The following is a 22,966-nucleotide window of genomic DNA, read 5'->3' as shown; positions in this document are numbered from 1 at the left end:
AAAAACAGGAAAGAGGATAAATCCGTGAAGAAGTGTTTCCAAAGCAGTTTGATCGTATTGCTGGGACTGTGTCTGTTTGCCGGAATGCTCCCGGCCGCGATCATGGCGGTCGAAAACCCAAGTGTGAGCTATCGGACCCATGTACAGAATGATGGCTGGCAGGAATTTGTAACCGACGGAATCATGAGTGGCACCTCTGGCAGGAGTTTGCGACTGGAGGGTATTGAGGTGAAGCTGGATGCTCCGGATTATGATCTGGGCATTACCTATCAAACTCATATCCAGAACATCGGTTGGGAAGCGGATACCGACCGGGGTTGGCAAAGCAATGGTGCCATGAGCGGTACTGAAGGGCTGAGCTATCGGCTGGAAGCCATTCAAATTAATTTAACCGGGGCTGATGCTGCAGGTTTTGATGTCTATTATCAGGTTCATGCCCAGAATATGGGCTGGTTGGGCTGGGCTAAAAACGGAGAAAGCTCAGGAACCGCGGGTTACTCGTATCGGCTGGAAGGCATCCATATTGTCATTGTGCCCAAAGGCGGAAACCCGCCGACGGGAACCGTGGACCAGGATGCTCCCTTTATCGAACGAAAATCCGTGCTGGGGAATTTGATGATTCAGACAACGGGCAGTGATTTTAATGAGAATGCGATGGGGCTGGATCGCGTTGAGATTGTAGCAAATTCCGGAGATGGGGCAATTGTGCTTAAGTCCGGAAACCAATCGGGAGTATATACTTCCAACATCTTTAATGCCAACTCGTTTACCAAAGCGGTGCTTTCCTGGGATACGGACACGCCCGACGGAACCCTGGTCCAGGTGGAAGCCCGGGTCTGTGAAAATGCCGTGGACGCTAATGGCCTGTCCACCGAAAACTGGTCCGACTGGCTCTCCTGGGGACGGTGGGGAACCACCATTAACCGCTCCTCCGGGGTCGGAGTAACCGATGGTCCGGTCGCTAAAATGGATGTCGATACCCTGGTGGTCAAGGACGGAAAAACAGCCAATAAAATTCAGTATCGGGTCATCCTGCATTCCGGTAATGCTGGAGTGACACCCACGGTGCGATTAATCTCAGTGGCTTTAAGAAATGCCAATCCCGGCCAGGGAATCACCAAGGTCTTTACCGATAATCCGGATTTATCAAACCTACCGATTCTCAATGTCCCCCAGTTATCGCAGATGGTTCGGGAGCCTTCAATTGCCGATTCCATTTGCAGTCCCACCAGCGTGGCGATGATCTTAAATTATTATGGAACCCCGGTTCAACCGGAAGGCGCGGCCTGGGGATCCTATGATTATGGTTATCAAGATTTCGGCAACTGGCCCTTTAATACCGCCTACGCTTCAAGCTTTGGTTATCACGCCTATGTGGACTATTCAACCATCGAGGGCTTAAAACGAGAAATTGCTGGCGGTCATCCCGCGGCGGTAGCAGTGGCCTATAAAAACAGCGCCAGTGTTAACGCAAATTTACCGGTAATCGATGGGGCACCAATCCGGTCAACCTATGGTCACCTGATTGTGGTTTGCGGTTTTACCCAGGAAAACGGTACCGAGTATATCATCATCAATGATCCGGCCGCTTCGAGCGATGCCGGAGTTAGGGTCCGATATCGATTAGATCAGTTTGCGGCTGCCTGGGCAGAGTCCGGCAATATCACCTATATTATCCATTAGCATCAAAATATATATAAATTCCATTTAAACAAAAAAGAACCTGAAATTCAAGGTTCTTTTTTGCTTTCATATGATTATGCAGAAAATTACTAGGATTCGACATAGCAGGGCACAAAATCAGGCTTTGATGGCCCAGCGCAATTTTGCTGATCGGGCCCGGCCATTGGCATGGCATTCTTCGGCGGAAGGCCTAAGCGGACTGGGAGCCACCTCACGATAGATGCCTTCTCGAAAAAAACGCTGAAACGATTTTTTAACCAGTCGGTCTTCGCCGGAATGAAAAGACAGGATGGCAACCCGGCCGCCGGGGGCAAGCACAGCAGGCAGTTTTTCCAGAAATTCATATAACACTTCATACTCGTCATTGACATCAATCCGCAAGGCCTGAAAGCACCGTTGACAGGTTTTTTTCATGGCTTCCTTACTGTTGCTGCCGGGAATATTTTTAAGGGCTTCTTTGATCGTTTCCTGGAGCTGGGTCGTGGTAGCCAGGTCAATGCCCTTATTCCTTTTGGCGATGATGGCAGTGGCGATAGCGGCTGCATTGGGTTCGTCAGCGTTTTCAACGAACATACCTTCCAACTCATCCAGGGAAATGGTTTTTAGCCGCTTCGCCGCAGAGATACCTTTTTCGGGATTAAGTCGTAAATCCAATGGTCCTTCAAACTTAAAAGAAAAGCCCCGTTCGGGATTATCAATCTGCATTGAAGATACCCCCAAATCTGCCAGAACAAAATCCAGGGGTCCAGATTCCCGGGCAATCTCATCGATTTGCGAAAAGTTGAGATGCCGGATAGTCAGAATTTCCGGCCCATAACCATTATCTTCGAGACGCTTTTGCGTCCGGGGCAGTTCGATGGCATCCACATCAGTGGCGTACAGGTGACCCTGACCTTCAAGACATTGCAGCATGGCTTGGGTGTGGCCACCAAACCCCAGGGTGGCATCCAATCCGATTTGTCCGGGTTTAATCGCCAGAAAGTCGAGGATTTCATAGACGCAAATGGAGCGGTGCATTCCGGCTGGGGTGCTGCCTTTTTGCATTACCTTTTCCACCGTAACCGCATATTTTTCGGGCTGTAGTTCCTTATACTTATCTTTATATGCCTTGGGGTGGGTACCTTTGTAGTGTGGACGTCGTTGATGCTTCGGTTCCTGATTATCCATTGAATAACCTCCGTAATTCAGATTCGGTGATCGTTGAAATTGATGGTAAAGCTGATTGGATATAAAATGAAGTACTCATGCTTTTATCCGCCTTTTTATAGTTTTGTGAGTCTTATGATACCAAATACGATTTGTAAAAGCAAATCAGGTACGCGCCGACGAACAAGTTCTTTGAAATTCTGGTTTGATGTGGTAAAGTAGATTAGCGGGATTCCATGATTTCATGGATCGGTTCTGACGGTTAGCGGCAAAAATAATGATGCCATGATGATAACAGCTCAGACTGTTAAAGATCCACAAAGAAAAATAAGGAGTAGATGTAAATGAGCAATAAAAATACAAAAAAGACAGCACCATCGATTGATGCATGGTTAAAAGAAGCTAAAAATGATCCGGAGGCCTTACAGGAGGGCATGTATCTGGTTCATAACGGCACCGTCCGTCAAACACCCAAAGCCAAGGTACGACAAGGGCTCGATGACGGCTCGCTGGTCACCGGCATGGAATTTTTTTATGATGCTAAAAAGGTGGAAGCGGCTATTGCTAAAACAAAAAAAATGGACGGCATCTTTCATGCCCGGGTCTGGCTAAACGAAGGTCAGCTGGAGCTGGGTGATGATATTATGTTTGTCCTCATTGGCGGTGACATCCGCCCTCACGTAATTGATGCCCTGCAGTATCTGGTGGAAACCATAAAAACCACCTGTGTCACCGAGATTGAGCAGAAATCAGTCGACGCTAAGCAACAGGCTTGAGATCTTCAAGCAAGCTATTAAAGCTCACATGTTTTGTCGCATAATATTATTTTGTGACAAAACAGCTAATAAAAGCCAGCTTTTTAGCTGGCTTTTATTTTTGCCTATTAATTTTGTAATACTAAATTGAAGCGGCTTTGACTTGTTCAAATTCATCTTGAATTTCCTGAGAGGGTTCTTTGGTCATCAGGGAAACGGCCACGATAAAGGCACAGGATACCAGGAAGGCTGGCAAGAGTTCGTAAATCCCGAAAACGCCGCCTAATGGCTTGATGAAAAGTCGCCAGATAAAGACCATGCCGCCGCCGGCGAGCATTCCGGCAATGGCACCTTCTCGATTAATTCGTTTCCAAAATAGTGAGAAGATCATCAATGGCCCGAAGGTGGCACCAAAACCAGCCCAGGCAAAAGATACGATATTAAAGATAACACTGGTTTCATCAAGGGCAAGAAGAACCCCAATGATTGAAATCGCAATCAGGGTGATATGCGAAACCCGCATGATTTCTTTATCGGTAGCGTCTTTTTTGAGAATGCCCTCATAAATATTCTTTGAAAAAGCCGATGCGGCAATGAGCAGATAGGAATCCGAAGAACTCATAGTCGCAGCGAGTATCCCGGCCATTACAAATCCAGCGATCAAAGGTGGCAATAGATTAGTTGACATCACAATAAAAATGCTTTCTGCGCCGCTTGGGGTCAGCAGTTCCGTTGGGAATAAAACCCGACCGATCAGACCAATGAAGACGGCAGCAAACAGCGAAATAGCACACCAGGTGGTGGCAATGCGTCGGGCCTTGGGAATTTCGGCAGCATCCCGAATGGCGATAAACCGCAGCAATACCTGGGGAACACCGAAATAGCCAAGACCCCACGACATGGTGGAGATGATTGTCAAAAAGGTGTAAGGCAAGGCTGCACCAAAGACCGGGTTACCAGCCAATACCTGTTGTGTACCGTCAACCACCGTTGGATTGGCAATACCGAAGAAATCAAAGAAACCGGGAATGCGCTGGATATTTTCCATCACGTCACCAAATCCCCCGGCCGCCATAACGCCAAGTATCAAAACGAGAGAGAGTGCAATAATCATGATAACACCCTGCATAAAGTCAGAAACACTTTCAGCCAGGAAGCCACCCAATAAGGTATATAGAATAACAAAACATGCACCTGCAATCATCACAACCTGGTATTGAATGCCAAACAGTGAAGTAAACAACTTGCCTACGGTCACAAAGCAACTGGCTGCATAAACGGTAAAGAAAACCAGTATAAACACGGAAGCAATCAGCATGATGACTTTTTTACTTTCTTTAAAGCGATTACTGAAATACTCTGGAATGGTAATGGCATCACCTGCGATCGCGGAATAGTTCCGTAGTCGTTTAGCGGTAATCTTCCAGTTCAGATAAGTTCCTAAAGCGAGACCTAAAGCGGTCCAGAAAGCATCGCTTATGCCACACCAGTACGCTACACCGGGTAATCCCATCAAAAGCCAACCGCTCATGTCGGATGCTTCTGCACTCATTGCCGCCACCCAGGGACCCAGGGAACGGCCGCCGATAAAATAATTGTCACTGCTGGCGTTGGCGATTTTTAAAAAATAGATGCCTATACCAAGTATCGCCACGATGTAAATGATCATGGCGATCAGTATTTGAATGTTATCAGTACTCATTCTTTTCCTCCTAAATTAAATTCAATGTATTATAGCATAGAATGAATAAGGATACAAAGAAATGGAAGAAAAAATACCCGCTACAGAGCCTCCCAAGCCATTTAGGTAAGTTTATCTCAACGATAAAGCAAGCGGCTCAAAGTGTTTGAAGCAAGCATCGTTACCGTCATTTGTTAATTACAGTTTATCTGCTGAGCGTTTTGGACAAGATTTGAACAGATAAAATGCGCTGGACGTTAACTCGTTTAACGTCCAGCGCATTTATCTTTAGATTGATATTAAGTTCAGATTAATGGCGACGGCTCAGGCTAGTTGATAAACCCGGCATTTAGGTGGTACTGGTAAATCAACTCATGGCCGGCGGTGGTAGGGTGGGGATCTAAGCTACCGATGTACCAGTTGAAATTAACCAGTGCTTCACTGCCCTGATAGGTGGCAAAGGCGGTGTAGACATCAGCAACCTTATAACCGGCACCAGGGGTCATAATGGTATGATTAATCGTCTGAATCGATGGCTCGAAAATGGCGTAGAGCGGATCTTGGGTATTGATGGGATCGTACAGGGTTGCTACAACAATATCAGCCTGAGGTGCCAGGGTTTTGATGGTGGCAATGATCTGTGGCCAATCGGTGACAAACTGTGTAACACTGGCTGTCACGCTTGTCTGGATTGTTGGTAGCGTTGCCGTAATGATATCCTCGGCACCGGGTTGGGCTAAAGCGGCTGCCAGCTCAGCCGGGAAGGTGGCCGAGGTGGGATCCAAAGAGAAAGCTGCAGCCAGACTGGCGATAACTGGAGCAAGAATATTGTTACCGCCGACACTGACTGTAACGACCTTAGCCTTGCTCAGAGCTGCCATGGTTGTCGGATCGCTTGAAAGCTGATTAAGGAGCTGACTGGACGTATAACCCGGGACGCCCAGGTTGACTAAAGATAAGTCTTCATTTCCACTCATTCCTTTTAAGTCGTTATAAAAAAGATTAACATAACCGGAACCGGGGGTTGCGCTCATTCCATAGGCGATGGAATCGCCCAGGGCAGTATAGGTTTCTGTTTTGACTATTTTTATCTGGATTGATTCCAGACGCAGCCCTTCGCTAGTGGTTCCCAGCTCGGCTCCGTTTTTAACCCAGCCCCAGTCGTTATCAACGATGGGAATATTGCCTTTGTTTTGAACGTGGCCGCGGTAATAAACCTCGTAACCATCAAGACCGGTCAAATTAATTTTGATGGCTTCGATGCGCAGGCCTTCGCCAGTGGTTCCGGCAAAATCACCGTTTTCCACCGTATCCATCCAACCTTTATTCTGGACATGAACCGCATAGCTGATTCCCGCACCGGAAGGTACATCGCCTGTGAGTTCAATCCTGAGCCCTTCCAGCCGGAGCCCCTCACTTTGGCTTCCCAGCTCGCCGGGACCGCTAACGAAGTTGCCAACCGGTAGGGGAACATCACCTTTATTCTGGATGTGCCCCCGATATTGAACACCAATATCTCCAGTGGCTTTTGTATCAATGGTGTTATCGGTATCTGTTTTTTCAGAATCAACAGCGGCAAAAACGCCGGTTGAAAAAATCATGGACAGCATCAGTAAAAGAATCAAAAGACGGCCGGTGATCGATCTAAGAATACTTTTTTTCATTTTGTTTCCTTTCTCTGGTTCGATTTGGGTGGTGGTTGAAAGTACGCATCTGTGATCCGCCCCAAAGAACAAAAAATAAGGCTTGTTTTTAAATGATCTCTGAGACAGGTATCTATAATAAAATTATAATACTAGTTGCTGGCTTGTCAACACTTTTTGACCAGTGAGCGAAAAATGATTCAGGCATAATGGCTGTTTGTAAGTGGGCTATCGATTTGGATAGATCATCATTTTTAGTGGTACGGGCACTAAAACGATAATTCGGGCTTCAGTTTAAAATTTATCTCCAAAATCTTTCATTTGTTTCGATAAAATGATACAATATTACTATCTTTTTTGAATAAACGGAGGTATACCTTGCAACCTAAAATAATTCTTGCCAGCAAGTCTCCCCGCCGACAGGAGCTGTTTAAGCTGGTAGTAAAAAGCCATGGCATCAAAGATTTTATCATCCAGGCCGCAGAAATCGATGAAAAACGGATTGAGACAGAAATTCTGGCAAACAGTGACGAGGATTTTCAGGACGCGGTAAAAATACTTGTTGAAGAGCTGGCGGCAAGGAAAGCCCGAGTTGTGCAAAAGATCAATCCTCGGGCATTGGTAGTGGGAGCGGACACGATTGTGGTGATCGATAAACAGATCCTCGGGAAACCGGCGGATGAAATGGATGCTTATAACATGATTAAACGGCTGGCTGGAAACACCCATCAGGTTTTTACTGGTGTCAGCATCCGCTATCGGGATCTCGAAGAGCGGTTTGTCGTGAATTCTACGATTAAGTTTTATGAATGGGATCATCAGATGCAGCGGGAGGTGGCTGATTATGTGGCCTCCGGCAAGGCCATGGACAAAGCCGGGGCCTATGGCATCCAGGAAGAGGCCGGCCTCTGGGTTAAGTGGATTAAAGGAGACTATAATAATATTGTGGGATTGCCGATTGCCAAACTCAACAAACGGTTCGGCAAAATGCTTGCGCAGATCGCCAACCAGTAAAAGCTAGGCCATCTGCGGCTCATCGAAAAAAGCATCTCTTTGGTATTAGAGGAAGATAAATATTTTCATTAATACAACGATAACTCACGATAAAAGGCCGGATTTAGAAATTCTTTTAAGGTGATGTCAGCCATACTAAACAGGCGTCGGGAAACCTGGGTGGCATCCGCATCCGGATATTTATCTTCAAGATAAATCACTTTTATAATCCCGGCTTGAATAATCGCTTTGGCGCACTCGTTGCAGGGAAAACAGGTGACATATAAAATGGAATCAGCCAGTGATCGCCCGTCTGAGTTTAAGATGGCATTTAATTCGGCATGACACACATAGGCATATTTGGTGTCCTGGAAGGTTCCTTCCCGCTCCCAGGGCAGGGCATCATCGCTGCAGCCTTTAGGCATGCCGTTATAGCCGGTGGACAGAATAATATTGTCTTTATTGACAATGCAGGCACCCACCTGAGTATTGGGATCTTTGCTGCGTCGGGCCGATAACAGGGCAATCCCCATAAAATATTCTTCCCAGGTAATATAATCATGTCGTTTCATCGCATTCTCCAGTTTTTTTCTTTAGTTTACCATAATTGCTTAAAAAAGTGGAGCTGTCTTGAATAATATTATTGGGTTTACACTGTCGTTTGTTTATGAGAAAAACTGGATGATTAACAGCGCTCAAGTTGCTATTAAAAGCTACGAAAACAGAAGGGGATTCGGCCAGGTCAGAAAAAAAGGTGAAGAAGTGGATAGAAAGCGAATAATACTTATATTAACCTGGATATGCACCCTGATTTGGATGGGAATTATCTTTTATCTTTCCAGTCAGCCAGCGACCCAGTCGGCTCATCTCAGCACTGGGGTGAAGAATGGATTATTATCTTTTCTGAAGCCTTTTGCACCGGATATCGAGAACATGGAAATCTTTGGTCTGGATTTTTATATCCGTAAAAATGCCCATTTTATCGCCTATTTTATTTTGGGTTCCCTGACGATTTCTTCGCTCTTTCAAAGCGAAGTCAAAAAACCGGTTAATCTGGCTCTAATCATTTGCGTCTTTTTTGCTGTGTCAGACGAATTCCATCAATTGTTTGTACCGGGCCGCTCCGGTCAATTTCAGGATGTGCTTATCGATGGTGCTGGCGCAATTCTCGGGGTTTTACTCACTACCATTGTCATTAGAAGGATTTCCAGACGGTTTTAGGGATAATTATGATTAATCTTCACTAAGTGGGGTATAAAGTAAACAGATAATGCGAGGAGGTCTAACTTATGAAATTTAGAGAATTTATGGTGAATAGTCACTCAACCAGAGAATTTGTGGATATTGGTGTGGTAGAACAGGATATGAAAGAAATAAAAACATATCTTGATGAAGTAAATAGTACTGTTGGTAAGGAAAAGGGATTCTCCCTGATCCTGATAGAAAACGGTGCCGTTGTTTATCAGAACCTGGAAGGCTCTGGGGGGTATGGCGGGGTGATGATTAAAGGACCCCATTATATCGGTTTGCGACTGGACAAAGCTGACCATGAGATTGAAATTTTTGGCGCTTTTTATATGCAGTCGGTGGTAAAAAAGATTTATGATCTGGGCCTGGGCAGTTGCTGGATCACCTTAAGTGAAATAAGCCAGGCTCAAGAAGAAAAATTACTGGGGGGACAAAAAGGTATTGTTGAGCATCTGTTAGTTTTTGGAAAACCAGTAAAAAAAGAAAGCAGTACAGATAAACATACAACCGTTATTAGTTGTGACACTAAATATGAACAGAATCCCTACGGGATCACCATGATTACCACTAACGATGAATCGCGACTATCAGTGGTAGACACTGTTTTTCTTCAAAATTGGGGAAATGTAGCACCATTTTCAGAGATGGAAAAAAGAGGGGTTCTAGATTTGCTTTACTACGTCAGGAATTCGCCCTCATTCCAAAATATTCAGCCCTGCCGGCTGATTCTGAAAGATGGTTACGCTGAACTGGCGGTGGTTAATCCAGAACGGGAAGAGAATTATACCGATGCCGGGATTATGCTATTTACCCTTGAAGGACTAGCAAAAGAACTGAGTTTTCCATCAAACTGGCATTTTATCCAGGACGATTCGGGCAGCACTGAGTATCGGCGGGTTGCTCATTTTGATTTGTAAGACTTAGACGCATTGAAAAGTAACGATAACGAGTAAATTTAAAAGGGCTTTGCCATCGGAAACGATGTGTAAAGGCCCTTTTTTAAATGGATATTGGCGATCAGCATTGGGACAATAAAATGAATGAACAAGATTTTTAAAGTGAGTCACTTTCCTTGTCAGGGGCGTTATTTTAACTTATAATAAAGGATATGACAAAAATCAAGGTTCCCACGGAACCGTCTAATCGGAGACAAGGATTCACAGGAGGTTCATCGTGACACTAAAAAAAAACCTGAGTCAATATTTTGGCTACGATACATTTAAAGAAGGGCAGGAAAAAATCATTACAGCCGCCATAAATGGTCAGGATGTGCTGGGGATCATGCCCACCGGTGGGGGAAAATCCCTTTGCTATCAGCTTCCGGCGATTCAGATGCCAGGCATTACGCTGGTGATTTCACCGCTGATTTCATTGATGAAGGATCAAGTCGATGCCCTGGGCGAAATGGGAATCGCTTCCACCTTTTTAAACAGCAGTCTGGATGATGCTACCTATCAAAAAAGGCTTAAAGGGATCCGGACCAATCAGTACAAACTTCTTTATATCGCCCCGGAACGGCTTTGTGCACCGGCCTTTGTGGAGTTGGTCCGGGAGCTTGACGTTTCCATGATCGCGGTGGATGAAGCCCATTGTATCAGTCAGTGGGGCCATGATTTTCGCCCCCATTACCGCGAGATTCCCGCTTTTATCCGGAATATCTCGCCCCGGCCGGTGGTAGCGGCCTATACCGCCACCGCCACAGTCAAGGTTATTCAGGAAATCAGGGAATTGCTGGCGCTTAAAGATCCGGTGGAATCGATCATCGGATTTGATCGGCCCAATCTGCTTTATCAGGTGGTTAAAACCGGCGATAAGCTTGGTTACGTCAAAAATACCATCACCGAGACATTCCCGGATCAGTCCGGTATTATTTATTGCGCCACCCGAAAAACCGTGGAAAGCGTTACTGCCAAGCTTAAAGGCCTTGGGTATTTAGCAGGAGCCTATCATGGCGGGATGAATTCTGAGACTCGGGAGCAGAATCAGCAGGATTTCATTAATGACCGTCTTCACATCATGGTAGCCACGAATGCCTTTGGCATGGGAATCAATAAGCCGGATGTCCGTTTTATCATCCATTACAATATGCCCCAGAATATGGAAGCCTATTATCAGGAAGCCGGTCGTGGTGGCCGGGATGGCGAACCCAGCCACTGTACTATTCTTTATTCGCCTGCGGATATTGTTAAACAGAAACAGCTGATCCAATTAAATCAGACCTCTCCGGAACGGGAAACCTTACTATTTGAAAATCTCCAGTATCTGGTCGATTATTGCCACACCAATGATTGCCTTCGAAAAAGCATCCTTCAGTATTTTGGGGAATCCGCCGACTACAAGCGTTGCGGCAATTGCGGCAATTGTCTCGATCAGTCGGAAATGGTGGATATCACTCTGGACGCCCAGAAGATTCTTTCCTGTATTTATCGGATGAAAAACCGCTTTGGCCTGAATATGGTGATTGCGGTGCTCCGGGGTTCAAAAAATAAAAAGGTGCTGGAGTTAGGTTTTGATCAGCTCTCAACCTATGGAATTCTTAAGGAGCAGAGTGCCGAAAGCCTCCGGGAGATCATCATGACCCTGGTAGCCAAGGGCTATATCATGGTCACTGCCGATGAGTATCCGGTTCTCAAGCTGACCCCGGCCGCCAGCGGGATTTTAAAGGGCAACGAAACAGTGTTCCATAAAAAACACTTGCTCAATATCAAGGCTGCCAATAAAAAATACTCGGGTAAAGCCAAACCGCCGGTGGATTGCGATGAAGCCTTGTTTGAAGAACTGCGAACCCTGAGACGCAGCATTGCCCAGGAAAAGGGATTGCCACCTTATGTGATTTTCCCCGATGCGACCTTAAAGGAAATGGCAGCCTACTTTCCCCGTTCAGAAGCCGAATTTCTGCAAATCAATGGGGTCGGCCAGGCCCGCTATGATCATTATGGGGCAGTCTTTATCGAAGCGATTAAGAGCTTTTCCGAAAATCACCCGATCACGATCAGACCCCGGCCGATCGCGACGGATGACCCGGAACCCAGGGTTTCCAGGCAGCAAAGTAGAGAAAAAGAAGCGAAAGTGCCCTCATGGGAACTCAGCTACGAGTTATTTACAGATGGCATGACCATTGCTGATATCGCCAGGCAGCGTGAATTAACCGAAAACACGGTGCTTGGTCATTTAATCCGCTGCGACCAGGAAGGAAAAGCGATTGACTGGCGTGATTTTGTGGATACCGAAAAAGAAGTGGCAATCATCAATGCGATTGGAACCGTTGGTCTGGAAGCACTGCGACCCATCAAGGAAGCCTTGCCGGAGAGTTGCTCCTATAGTGATATAAAAATTGTCATTCATAAAAATAGTTTACAGTAGATTGGAGAAAGACAGATGAACTCGACAACTTTAAAAGTAATCGCCCTGATTTTGATGTTACTGGACCATGTGGGGCAGTTTATTCCGGGTGCACCGCTGTGGCTGCACTGGGTGGGCCGGATTTCGGCCCCAGTGTTTATGTTTTGTATGGCCTGGGGTTTTTACTACACCCATGACCGCAAAAAGTATCTCTTAAGGATGTATTTCTTCGGCCTGGGAATGGGCCTGATAGATGTCATTTGCAACAATATTGTCGCAGACCCTTACGCTATGATATCCAACAATATTTTTGTAACGCTGTTTTTGGTGGCGGTAATTGTCTGGCTCATCGAAATCAGAAAAACCGATAAGCCCAAAGGCAACAAATACCTCGCCCTGTTCGCGGTCTATCAGATTCTGACAACAATCCTCTGTATTCTGGCCGGCCAAGTACTTCCCCTCACCGGCATGATGAGCTTTGTGGGGGCCATCACCGGCAATCTGATTTTTAACGAGGGTAGTTTTATCTTTGTTTTTCTGGGCGTGTTGATTTACTTTAATCGAACCGACAAAAAACGGCTGATCCTGGCTTATGGGCTTTACTGCCTGGGCTTTCTTGCTCTGGAATGGGCCATGAATCCGCAACCGACAGCCCTTCTTTACACGAATTATCAATGGATGATGATCGGTTCCCTACCGCTGATGCTTTCTTATAATGGTGAAAAGGGACGGGGCATGAAATATCTGTTTTATGTTTTTTATCCGCTGCACATCGTGGTATTATTTTTTATCGGCAATCTATTTTTTTAAGATCGGTGTTCTAAAACTGATCATTACTAGAAAGAATCAATAAGGTAATAAATCTAGGGAAATGTTGTCGCAATGATTAGAAAGGACGATCGCACATGCTAAAAGCTATTAAAGAGCAGGAAACAATCAAACGCCGCCATGAGATTTTGCTGTGCGGTCAGGAGCAGGGAGTCAGTGCGGCTTGTAAAAAATATAAAATCTCCCGAACCCTTTACTACCGTTGGCTCAAACGGTTTGATGAAAAGGGTCTGGCCGGCTTGAAGGATCAGGTCCGACATTATGTCCCGCCCAATAAATCCGATCTGGCGATGGAGCTGGCGGTGCTTGATGCAATCGTTTCCTTTCCGGACTACGGCCCCCAGAGTATCGCCTGGCTGCTTGAAGATCGGGACCTGATCATCAGTAGCAGCGGGGTTTATAATATTATGTGCCGTCACGATCTTAACCAGAAACAGGCCAGAAAAAATTATAGCCGGAAAATAAGAGCCGAGCAACATCAATTTGTCGGCCCTGAAATAAAAATCTGGTCGGATCGGGCCCCGGAACCGGAGCATCTGACGGTGGGAGAATGCTGGATGGCCTGGACGGTGACACGCGGTTATCAACCGGGGATGGGCAATCTTTATCAGTATGCGGTGGTGGACTTAATCAGTGGCATGGCATTTTCCCGACTTTATACGAAAAAAAATTCTGACTGTGCTCTGGACCTGCTGCTGGGGGTGGCCGTTCCCATGGGTAATGAGCTGCTGATGCAACCGCGGTGGATTATGACCCCCCATCAAGCGGAGTATACCACCGGAAGAATTCACAGCCGCCATCTGTACACCAGAAATCTCCGGGAAATGAACATCAAACAGGTGATTTGGGAAGAAAAAAATAATTTATATTCAAAAACAGTTCAGGTATTCAATCAGAAAAGTGGGGATTATCTGGAAGCAGCGTTGGAATCGACTCGTTCCTTCGAAGAAATCAAGGATGATTTTCAGCAATTTATTCGCAATTATAATTTTGACATGTCTCTGGGTTATGGTAAAAACTGCCAGAAAACGCCCCTCGAAATTGTTGTCGAGGCGAAGGGAACAGGGGTGACCCTGCCACTATGGTCTTATGTCAATCGAAAATACTAGCGGTTAATAAAAGCAACTAGAATTTTGGAAGCGTCAGAAAAAACAATTTGCCAGGAGGGGAGAACGATGAAAAAGCGGATAGCGGTGGTAGGCGGTGGTTACAGCGGTTTGGTTCTGGCTTATTTTCTTGAAAAAGCTGGTTATACGGTGACGGTTTTTGAACAGGAAGAACGGGCCGGAGGCCATTGCTACACAGTTTTTCATAAAAAAGAGTTTTGTGAGCTGGGAGTGGTGCTGGGAACCTCAGAAGCACTGATGAAATTCCTGCGACAGTTGGGTGTTAAGGCGGAATACAAGTATTTTCATCGGAATTTTTTGGGGCCGGATGGTGAAAAACTGGCTCAAATTAATCCCCATGAAATCGCTGGCTTTCAGGAACAGCTAAAACGATTGCCGAAAATTCTGGCCCCCTATCAAGCCGCTTTAAATGCTCAGGGCTGGGAAAACGTTCCCGATGCGTTGACCCAATCCTTTGAATCCTGGTGTATCGAAAACAAGTTACAAACGTTGATCCGGGTTTATGCACCCCATCTGGTTGCCTTTGGTTTTGGGAAGTCCAGCGAGATTCCGGCCATCTATGCCTTAAAGTATCTGGATCTGCTGACCCTGTCTTCGATGATTGAGGCCCGAAAGCTGATTGCCTTTACCAACGGGGCCACTGAGATCATTACAAAATTAGCGCAAAAGCTGGAAGATCTCCGCTTGAATACCCCAGTCACTGGCATTGCTCCCGCAGAGTATCACCGTGTGACCATTGAAACTCCCGTCGGCAATGAGGAATTTGATGCGGCGGTGATCACGGTGCCACTGAATCGACAAGTGATTAAGTTCCCGGACCATGCCAGCTTAATGGAATCCTATCAAAGAAAACACTACAATGTGCTGGCTTATGTGGCCCGGGAAAACTACCGGATAACCAGTTATTTCAGTCATAATTTTGATAAAGACGGGCAACTCATGCTTTTGTTTAGCAGCAAGCCGGATAAGCCGGGACCGCTTCTGACGGCCTATGCAGCCGGAGACCTGCCAATTAAAGAGTTAAAGGCCCTTATTGATGCCGATATGAAACAGGCCGGCTATAAGGCCGAGCGGCTGTTTGCCTACAAACAGTGGCAAACCTTTCCCCATGTCACCGGGACGGAAATAAAAAATGGTTTTTACGATCAGGTGAACACCCGCCAGGGCCAGGATGGCATTTATTTTTCAGGAAGTCTGACTTGTTTTCCCACCCTTGATAAACTGACCCAATACCTCAATGATTTTGCCAACCGTTATTTTTCTCCCGATCAATTATAAATTTATTTTGGCTTGCTGTTTACAGGTTTGTGACAGTTGCTGGATTTTACTTCAAACACATCCCGATAAGTTGTTAACACCAAGTTAAAACAACTGACGGGATGTGTTTTTATGCGCTGTTAAAATGTTGTCAAAGTTATTCGCATGGCTTATAATCAAGCTAATGAAGAAACTGCAAACAATTACATAAGCGGAAAGCGAGAAAAAGATGGAAGTTTATAAGGTACTGGAAATCAAAAAAAGCGTTTATGAAAATAACGACCGGGAAGCTGATCAGCTTCGTCAGGAATTAAAAAAGGAGCAGACCTTTCTGCTGAATCTGATGTCGTCGCCGGGTTCGGGAAAAACAACAACCCTGTTGCGAACCATTGAAGCTCTAAAGGAAGAATTGAGCATTGCCATTCTGGAAGCCGATATTGACTCAGATGTGGATGCTCACACCGTGGCGAAAACGGGAACCAGGGTGATTCAGCTCCATACCGGGGGGATGTGCCATCTGGATGCCAGCATGACCCGCCAGGGTCTGGAGGGGATTGGTACCAGAGAGACCGATCTGGTAGTGCTGGAAAATGTCGGCAATCTGGTTTGTCCAGCCGAGTTTGATACCGGTGCTTCTAAGAATGCGATGATTCTGAGTGTCCCGGAAGGGGATGATAAACCGCTGAAATATCCGCTGATGTTTTCACTGGTGGATGTGCTGCTGATTAATAAAATCGATGTACAGGAGCATTTCGATTTTGATCTGGATATTCTGCGGGAGCGGGTTAAGAAGATCAACCCCAACCTGGTCGTCATTCCGATATCCGCCAAAACCGGAGAAGGTATTGACGAATGGGCAAACTGGCTACGCAATCAAGTTAATAACTGGAATCAGCCAGAATTATTGAGTTAAAGAGGAGATCAAGATGAACAAAAAAACAGAACCGACAAATTTTAGTAAGTCGACACGCTTTAATTTTGCCTTAACCTGGGCGGATGTCAATGACCGACCCTATCGTCAGGAAATTGTTGATCTGGCCAATAAAATCGGTCGTACCAAAGCAGGAACCAGTCGGGAAGTCATCCCCTTCGGTCCGGAGTACTATGCTCTGGAGCCGATTCTTGACGCGTACCAGGCCAAAATTGCCATGTACCTTGAATTTCGAAAAAAACTGAGTGCTGAAGCGGTAGCCAAAGCAGCGGGGGAACCGCTCGATCTGGTCACCGACGCCCTTTCGTACATTGCCTGGGCCGGGGTTGCGTTTGTCAATACGGTCGATGGGATAGATCTATATTGGCAGGATATTTTTGTCCCTGGCCATCTGGAAATGATCAATAATAACAAAGAATTAGTCGCCAAACATCCGGAAGTCGCTGAAGCGTTTTATTATTTTGGCGGCAAAAAAGGACCTATGGCCGCTGGGATCATGCCGATTGGCAGCGGTCCGATGCGGGTTTTGCCGATCGAACGGTCGATTGATGGAAATTCCCAAAAAGTGACCTATGAAGAAGTATCGCATCATTTAAATGAAGCCAGCATTTTTTCGGTATCGGATTGCTCCTGCCGAACCTCCCGCGAATCCATGGGTGAAGGTTGTGGCCACTTAAAAGAGGATATGTGCATTCAACTGGGCCATGCTGCTGAGTATTATATCAAAACCGGTCGCGGTCGGGAAATCACCAGAGCAGAAGCCTTCGAGCTTATTAAAAAGGCGGAAGACAATGGCCTGATGCACTCAATCCCCAATCTGGATACCCCAGGTCACACCCATGCCATCTGCAACTGTTGTGGTTGTGGTTGCTATGCCATGCGGTTGGCCAACGAATACTTGAACACTGACATCGTCCGGTCGAATTATAAATCGGTAGTCGATGAAAGCAAATGTGTCGCCTGCGGTGAATGTGTCGATGTCTGTCCGACCAATGCCATCAGACTCGGCCAGAAGCTATGTTCCAAAACGCCCATTGACGAAACGGTAACCAAGGTGACCCCCCGTAATACCGAATGGCTGGAAGATAAGTGGAACAGCGATTACCGCATCAACCGCAAAAATGCCCTGGATTCAGGAACGGCCCCCTGCATCACCAAATGTCCAGCCCATATCCCGGTTCAGGGCTACATCAAACTGGCCTCTCAGGGACGCTATACCGAGGCCCTGGAGCTGATCAAGAAACATAATCCGCTACCAGCGGTGTGCGGCCGGATCTGTCCGCGATTATGCGAAGAAGACTGTACCCGGGGGGATATTGACGAGGCGGTGGCGGTTGATGATATCAAAAAATTTATTGCCCAAAAGGATCTGGAAATGGCATCTCGTTTCATGCCGGTCAAACGACATGATTACAGTGACAAAAAAATTGCCATCATCGGCTCGGGACCGTCAGGACTAACCTGTGCTTATGATCTGGCCATTGACGGATATGATGTCACAGTTTTTGAAAAGGAAAGTCGCCTTGGGGGGATGCTGTCCCTAGGGATTCCTTCCTATCGGTTGGAGAAAGACGTTTTAGCAGCAGAAATTGATGTGATTCGCGAGATGGGGGTCAAGTTTGTAACCGGTGTGGAAATAGGTCAGGATATTTCCTTCCAGGACCTGCGAAACTCAGGCTTTAAGGCTTTTTATGTAGCCATCGGGGCTCAAGCGGGACGAACCCTTGGCCTTGACGGCGAAAATGCCGAGGGTGTTTTTAGTGGCGTGGATTTTCTGCGCCGCACAAACCTGGCCCAAGAAACCAACGTCAAAGGCAAGGTCGTGGTTATCGGCGGCGGAAATGTGGCCATTGATGTGGCCCGTAGCTCAGTTCGACTAAAAAATGTCGCCCAGACCGATTTATATTGTCTGGAAGCCCGGGATCATATGCCTGCTCATACCGAGGAAGTGGCCGAGGCACTGAGTGAGGAAATCGGCATTCATAACGGCTGGGGACCGACTCGGGTTGTCACAGAAAGTGGTAAGGTTACCGGGGTTGAGTTTAAGCGTTGCCTGTCAACCTTTGATGCCGCTGGTCGTTTCAATCCTCAATTTGAAGAAGCGGATCGGATGATTGTGCCCTGTGACAATGTGATCCTGTCAGTGGGACAAACCTATGCTTATGGCGATTTGTTTGCCGACGAAGCGGTGTTATTAACCAGTCGCAACACCGTAGCGGTCGATCCGGTCACGCTACAGTCTTCTAAAAATGACATCTTTTCAGGAGGCGATGTTGCCAGCGGACCTAAGCTGGCCATTGATGCCATTGCCGCCGGTAAAGAAGCCGCCGTTTCGATTCATCGTTTTGTCCAGAAAGGTCAATCATTGGTTTTTGGTCGCGATAATCATGCCTATACCATGCTTGATAAGGACAATCTGGATGAGCGAATCGATTATGATGGCACCGAGCGACAAAGGATTTCGCATGTTGATGGAAAGGTTTCAAGAACAACTTTTAAAGATTTAAGAGGGGTGTTAACCGAAGCGCAAATCCAGAAAGAAACGGCCCGATGCTTAAGCTGCGGGGCTAGCAAGGTGGATGCGTATTTATGTGTCGGATGCGGTGCCTGTACCCTTAAATGCAAATTTGAGGCCATTCAACTGGAACGGGTTTATGATGAGATGGGTTATGAAATCGACGACTTGCAAAAAGCAGTTCTTAAAAAAGCGATTGGTCGAAAAGCAAAAATTGCACTCAATAAGGTCAATCCATTTTCGGAAACCCGATAAATAAAACTAGCGGAGTGTTTCGCTATCGTACCGACCAATTGTTAATCTGTTGTTCGCTGCGCCATGCGAAATCCGCTACGCTTCTTTCGCATAGGTCGCGGGCAGTCGCCAACTATAAACAAGCTTATGATCGGCTCGTTGCCTTCGCGCAGAATCGGACAGGTTGATCAACCTGTCTGCTCCGATGCGGACAACATGATGCAACAATTGTCGGTACTAAGTTTGTAGTTTAACTAAAGAAACGAGAAAAAGAGGTGTGAGGCCATGCATGAGCTCGGGATTGTTTATGAAGTGATTAAAATCGTCGACGCGTTCGCCGTGGAGAACAATCTGACCAGGGTTGACACGATTATTCTGGAGATCGGACAATTGTCCCAGACCATTCCCCACTTTGTGGAAGCCTGTTATCCGGCGGCGGTTAGTGAAACCCCCTATGAAGATACAAAGCTTGAAATCATCGTGCTGCCGGCCACCGGGGAGTGCCAGTCTTGTCATAAAATTTATAATGTGGTTGACCACCGCAAGATTTGTCCAAACTGTCAGGGTGAATATTTCAGTTTGATCTCCGGCCGGGAATTCAGTATCAAGGAGGTTGTCGCCTATTGATAGAGGCGGCAATTGGAATTAAGTGCTTAATAAAATTATTCTTAATGCAATCAGTTTTAGCTTTAATTTCCCAGGCGTTCTGGTATACTGGAGTTAGTTTAAACGAAACTAAAAAAAGGAGAACGTATGCCAGATAAATTATTTAACCTGGAGGACTATTTTAAGCGGATTCATTATACCGGGGGTAGCCAGGTTTCCGCTGAAACCCTGAAACAACTCCATCTTGGCCATGTGATGAACATTCCCTTTGAAAACCTCGATGTTTTTGAAAAGAAGAATATTTCTCTTGATCTTGACGATCTTTTCGAGAAGATGGTGAAAAACCATCGCGGCGGTTACTGCTTTGAAATGAATAGTCTCTTTGCGGCGGTGCTGACCGAGATGGGTTTTCCAGTCACCAGGCATCTGGCCAGAGTCTACCACGGAGGGTTTGATAACTCGGGAAAAACCCATATGGTGTTGCTGGCAGAAGCTGACGGCCAGAAATGGGTCTGTGATGTAGGTTTTGGCGGCAACAGTCTGGCCGCACCGCTTTTATTTGAGGAAGGTCTGGAGCAGGAGCATCTGGGACGAATTCATCGGGTGATGGCCGACCCGGTTTACGGTTGCCGAGTAGAGTTCAAAACTGCCACTGGTTTTGAACCCATCTACGCTTTTACCCGGGAAACCTGTTGTCCGGCGGATTATCTGATTGCAAATCATTTCACTGCCACCTACCCGGAGTCCTTTTTCAGACAGGCGCAGATGTGTGCTTTGGTCACAGAAACCGGCAAGATCACTTATTTTGATGGCAATTTAAAGATTGCTGACGGTGAGGTGCTGACCGAAACAGCCATCAACGGCGATGCCGCAATCAAAGAAGCCTTAAAAAGCTATTTTGGGGTGAAGCTAAATTAAAAGCTGGCAATAAAAAAGCAACAAACCGATTTGAGGATTGTTGCTTTTTAATTGACAAAACCACAGCTTTTGTTTAGAATGAGTTCAGCGAAAATCTCAGTAAAAATCAACTTTGAGAGTGGTATTGTCGAGACATTGCGAGGCCCACTCTTTTTTTTGCAGGATTTTATGACGGTTAATGCCATTGTAGACAAATTGAGAAATAGAACAGGAGAAGAGTGAATGAAGAAAAAAATTTCGAAGCCGATTCTGATCGGCGGTATTGCGGTGTTAATCGGCATTGCTGTTCTTGCCGTCATTGTACTGATGATGTTCGGGGGCGGTAAAGAAGAGGTCAGCAAAGATCCCTTAAACTTATACAATAAGATACTAGTGGGGATGCCTAGAGAGGAAGCTGAAAAAGCTTTGAAAGTCGAAGGATCTGCCAAAGGGAAAGGCTTTAACTATGTCGATGAAAACACCGGCTATGGGGTCACAGTGAGCTATAATACAATGGTCACAGAAGCTACGGATGGTTCGGAAGAGACAGAAGGTGCGGAGGTAGTGGTGTTTAAATCACTATTTGTCCCGGATAATACCTATCTCGACGGACTTGTCAACGCCAATGTTACGGCGGATCAGGTTAACACCCTTAAAGAAGGGATGACCTACGAAGAGGTCAAGACTATTTTAGGTGGAGTAGACGGTACCGAAATAAATTCTGCCTACAATAAAAAAGATGCTGAAAATTCCTATACGGTGATGGCCTGGTTTAATCCAGATCGATCAGTGGCCTATGTTACTTTTCTGGGTTATCGGGGAACGGTCATGGTCTTTGAATTTCGTCCCGAGCAATAAAAAAAACGCAACCTGCGACGGTTGCGTTTTTTTATTTGCTTTTAAGTGCCGCAATGATCTCTTCAATAATGGTGTCAGCATCGTTATACGGGATTTGACAGGTACCGACCATGTGATGGCCGCCGCCCCCATACTTGAGCATCAGTTTGCCAATATCAGCAGTGCAGCTTCGGTTTAAGATGCTGTAACCGCAGGCAATGGAGACATTTTGTTTTTGCTTGCCGTCAACAATCCAGAGTGATACGTTTTGATCGGGATAAAGGCTGTAAATCATAAAACGGTTGCCAGTATAAATGGTATCCACATCCCGTAAATCGGTAACAATCACATTATTAATAATTTGAGTATGCGCTGTTACCATTTCAGTAAAACGTCGGGCCTGATCGTGGTAAAGATCAATTCGTTCTTTTACGTCCGGCAAGGCCAGAATATCTTCAATGGACAAGTTTCGAAAAAGATTGATCAGTTCTTCCATTAATTGGTAATTACTGATTCGGAAATCCCGGAATCGACCTAATCCGGTACGAGGGTCAGAAATAAAGCCCAGTAGGATCCAGCCAGTGGGGTTTAAGATTTCATCCCGGGTAAGCTTCCCGGAGTCCACCTTATCCACCGAAAAAATCATTTCCTCATAATTGGGAAACTTTGCGGCACTGCCATAATATTCATAAATAATTCGAGCAGCCGAAGGTGCCAGTCGGCTTACGCCTGCCACCCCAGGATGCCATCCCATTCGCTCTTTCTCTGAAGAATGGTGATCAAACCACATCCCGCAACCGGGCACATAGGGAACATTGGCCAGCACATCATTTTCGGTGGGGGAGAAGAGCCCGTCCTGCAGGTCTTTTGGATGAACAAAAATCCAATCATCAATGATGTCGGCTTCTTTTAACAGCATACCACAGATTAAACCGTCAAAATCAGATCGAGTAACTAAACGCATATGAAACCTCCTAAGAAAAAATTCTAGCTAAATGCCACCGTAAGTTTAAAAGCCCCTCGGGCTGTTAAGGTCAGTAAGAATTTAGAAACAGTTTTTATATTGTACCATTTAAGAAGCAGATTTTCCATCTTTTCAATGAAAAAAAATAAGGAACAATTGGGGCTTTAATTAAAGGGTTTAAGATATTTTTAAAAAAAATTATTAAAATGTTTGCTTTATTGATTGTTACGTGTTATTATAAGTAAGAACTTAAATTAATAGTAAATGAATTTAACAGTA

Annotated in this window: 19 protein-coding genes; 14 read left to right on the top strand and 5 right to left on the bottom strand. The window is 45.9% G+C overall.

The genetic code is table 11. The features are described from left to right. Positions 1-24: 24 nt before the first annotated feature. Positions 25-1,683 (top strand): C39 family peptidase, encoded by a 1,659-nt coding sequence (locus ACIZ62_RS09990; RefSeq protein WP_414150060.1) that lies wholly within the window; start codon positions 25-27, stop codon positions 1,681-1,683. 117 nt (positions 1,684-1,800) lie between these two features. Here ACIZ62_RS09990 and rsmH read toward each other — a convergent pair whose 3' ends face one another. Beyond that, positions 1,801-2,850, bottom strand: a complete 1,050-nt coding sequence (gene rsmH, locus ACIZ62_RS09985; RefSeq protein ID WP_414150059.1) for a 16S rRNA (cytosine(1402)-N(4))-methyltransferase RsmH — start codon at positions 2,848-2,850, stop codon at positions 1,801-1,803. 323 nt (positions 2,851-3,173) lie between these two features. Here rsmH and ACIZ62_RS09980 point away from each other — a divergent pair, with 323 nt between their 5' ends. Then, positions 3,174-3,605: a molybdenum cofactor biosynthesis protein MoaE gene (locus ACIZ62_RS09980; RefSeq protein WP_111886806.1), complete on the top strand. Its 432-nt coding sequence runs from the start codon at positions 3,174-3,176 to the stop codon at positions 3,603-3,605. 121 nt (positions 3,606-3,726) lie between these two features. Here the strand turns inward: ACIZ62_RS09980 and putP are convergent, their stop codons facing one another. Both putP and ACIZ62_RS09970 read right to left on the bottom strand, forming a co-directional pair. After that, complete coding sequence (gene putP / locus ACIZ62_RS09975; protein WP_111886807.1) at positions 3,727-5,286, bottom strand: sodium/proline symporter PutP; 1,560 nt, start codon at positions 5,284-5,286, stop codon at positions 3,727-3,729. 308 nt (positions 5,287-5,594) lie between these two features. Then, positions 5,595-6,929 (bottom strand): GDSL-type esterase/lipase family protein, encoded by a 1,335-nt coding sequence (locus ACIZ62_RS09970; protein ID WP_414150058.1) that lies wholly within the window; start codon positions 6,927-6,929, stop codon positions 5,595-5,597. 357 nt (positions 6,930-7,286) lie between these two features. Between ACIZ62_RS09970 and ACIZ62_RS09965 the strand changes: the two genes are divergently transcribed. Beyond that, the gene (locus ACIZ62_RS09965; protein ID WP_414150057.1) at positions 7,287-7,922 is read left to right on the top strand and encodes a Maf family protein; all 636 of its coding nucleotides are present in this window, start codon (positions 7,287-7,289) and stop codon (positions 7,920-7,922) included. 68 nt (positions 7,923-7,990) lie between these two features. Here the strand turns inward: ACIZ62_RS09965 and ACIZ62_RS09960 are convergent, their stop codons facing one another. After that, entirely contained in the window at positions 7,991-8,473 is a 483-nt protein-coding gene (locus ACIZ62_RS09960) for a deoxycytidylate deaminase (RefSeq protein ID WP_111886810.1), read from the bottom strand. Positions 8,474-8,531: 58 nt separating this feature from the next. On the opposite strand from ACIZ62_RS09960, the gene ACIZ62_RS09955 reads away from it, so the two are divergent. From ACIZ62_RS09955 to ACIZ62_RS09905, 11 genes are all read left to right on the top strand, one after another. Next, positions 8,532-9,122, top strand: a complete 591-nt coding sequence (locus ACIZ62_RS09955) for a VanZ family protein (RefSeq protein ID WP_242988579.1) — start codon at positions 8,532-8,534, stop codon at positions 9,120-9,122. Positions 9,123-9,190: 68 nt separating this feature from the next. After that, positions 9,191-10,066, top strand: a complete 876-nt coding sequence (locus tag ACIZ62_RS09950) for a nitroreductase family protein (RefSeq protein WP_111886811.1) — start codon at positions 9,191-9,193, stop codon at positions 10,064-10,066. Positions 10,067-10,322: 256 nt separating this feature from the next. Beyond that, positions 10,323-12,512 carry a DNA helicase RecQ gene (recQ, locus tag ACIZ62_RS09945; protein WP_414150056.1) on the top strand — a complete coding sequence of 730 codons (2,190 nt, stop codon included), beginning with the start codon at positions 10,323-10,325 and terminating at the stop codon, positions 12,510-12,512. A gap of 15 nt (positions 12,513-12,527) precedes the next feature. Further along, positions 12,528-13,301, top strand: a complete 774-nt coding sequence (locus tag ACIZ62_RS09940) for a TraX family protein (protein ID WP_111886813.1) — start codon at positions 12,528-12,530, stop codon at positions 13,299-13,301. A 95-nt stretch (positions 13,302-13,396) separates the two neighbouring features. Further along, complete coding sequence (locus ACIZ62_RS09935; RefSeq protein ID WP_111886814.1) at positions 13,397-14,428, top strand: helix-turn-helix domain-containing protein; 1,032 nt, start codon at positions 13,397-13,399, stop codon at positions 14,426-14,428. Positions 14,429-14,494: 66 nt separating this feature from the next. Beyond that, on the top strand, positions 14,495-15,724 hold the full coding sequence (locus ACIZ62_RS09930) for a flavin monoamine oxidase family protein (protein ID WP_111886815.1): 1,230 nt from the start codon (positions 14,495-14,497) through the stop codon (positions 15,722-15,724). A 208-nt stretch (positions 15,725-15,932) separates the two neighbouring features. Beyond that, positions 15,933-16,616 (top strand): hydrogenase nickel incorporation protein HypB, encoded by a 684-nt coding sequence (gene hypB / locus ACIZ62_RS09925; RefSeq protein ID WP_111886816.1) that lies wholly within the window; start codon positions 15,933-15,935, stop codon positions 16,614-16,616. Between the two features lie 13 nt (positions 16,617-16,629). Further along, complete coding sequence (locus tag ACIZ62_RS09920; RefSeq protein WP_111886817.1) at positions 16,630-19,404, top strand: FAD-dependent oxidoreductase; 2,775 nt, start codon at positions 16,630-16,632, stop codon at positions 19,402-19,404. A gap of 264 nt (positions 19,405-19,668) precedes the next feature. After that, positions 19,669-20,010, top strand: a complete 342-nt coding sequence (locus ACIZ62_RS09915; protein ID WP_414150055.1) for a hydrogenase maturation nickel metallochaperone HypA — start codon at positions 19,669-19,671, stop codon at positions 20,008-20,010. 126 nt (positions 20,011-20,136) lie between these two features. After that, positions 20,137-20,907, top strand: coding sequence for an arylamine N-acetyltransferase family protein (locus ACIZ62_RS09910; RefSeq protein ID WP_111886819.1), 771 nt, complete (start codon positions 20,137-20,139; stop codon positions 20,905-20,907). A gap of 222 nt (positions 20,908-21,129) precedes the next feature. Beyond that, positions 21,130-21,744 (top strand): hypothetical protein, encoded by a 615-nt coding sequence (locus ACIZ62_RS09905; protein ID WP_111886820.1) that lies wholly within the window; start codon positions 21,130-21,132, stop codon positions 21,742-21,744. A 31-nt stretch (positions 21,745-21,775) separates the two neighbouring features. Here ACIZ62_RS09905 and ACIZ62_RS09900 read toward each other — a convergent pair whose 3' ends face one another. After that, positions 21,776-22,687, bottom strand: a complete 912-nt coding sequence (locus ACIZ62_RS09900; RefSeq protein ID WP_204355457.1) for an exopolyphosphatase — start codon at positions 22,685-22,687, stop codon at positions 21,776-21,778. Positions 22,688-22,966 lie beyond the last annotated feature (279 nt).

This window comes from Acetobacterium carbinolicum (genome assembly GCF_047456275.1).
GTDB classification, from domain to species: domain Bacteria; phylum Bacillota; class Clostridia; order Eubacteriales; family Eubacteriaceae; genus Acetobacterium; species Acetobacterium carbinolicum.
Note: the sequence above shows the minus strand (reverse complement) of the source record. Positions and strands in the feature narration are given on the sequence as shown.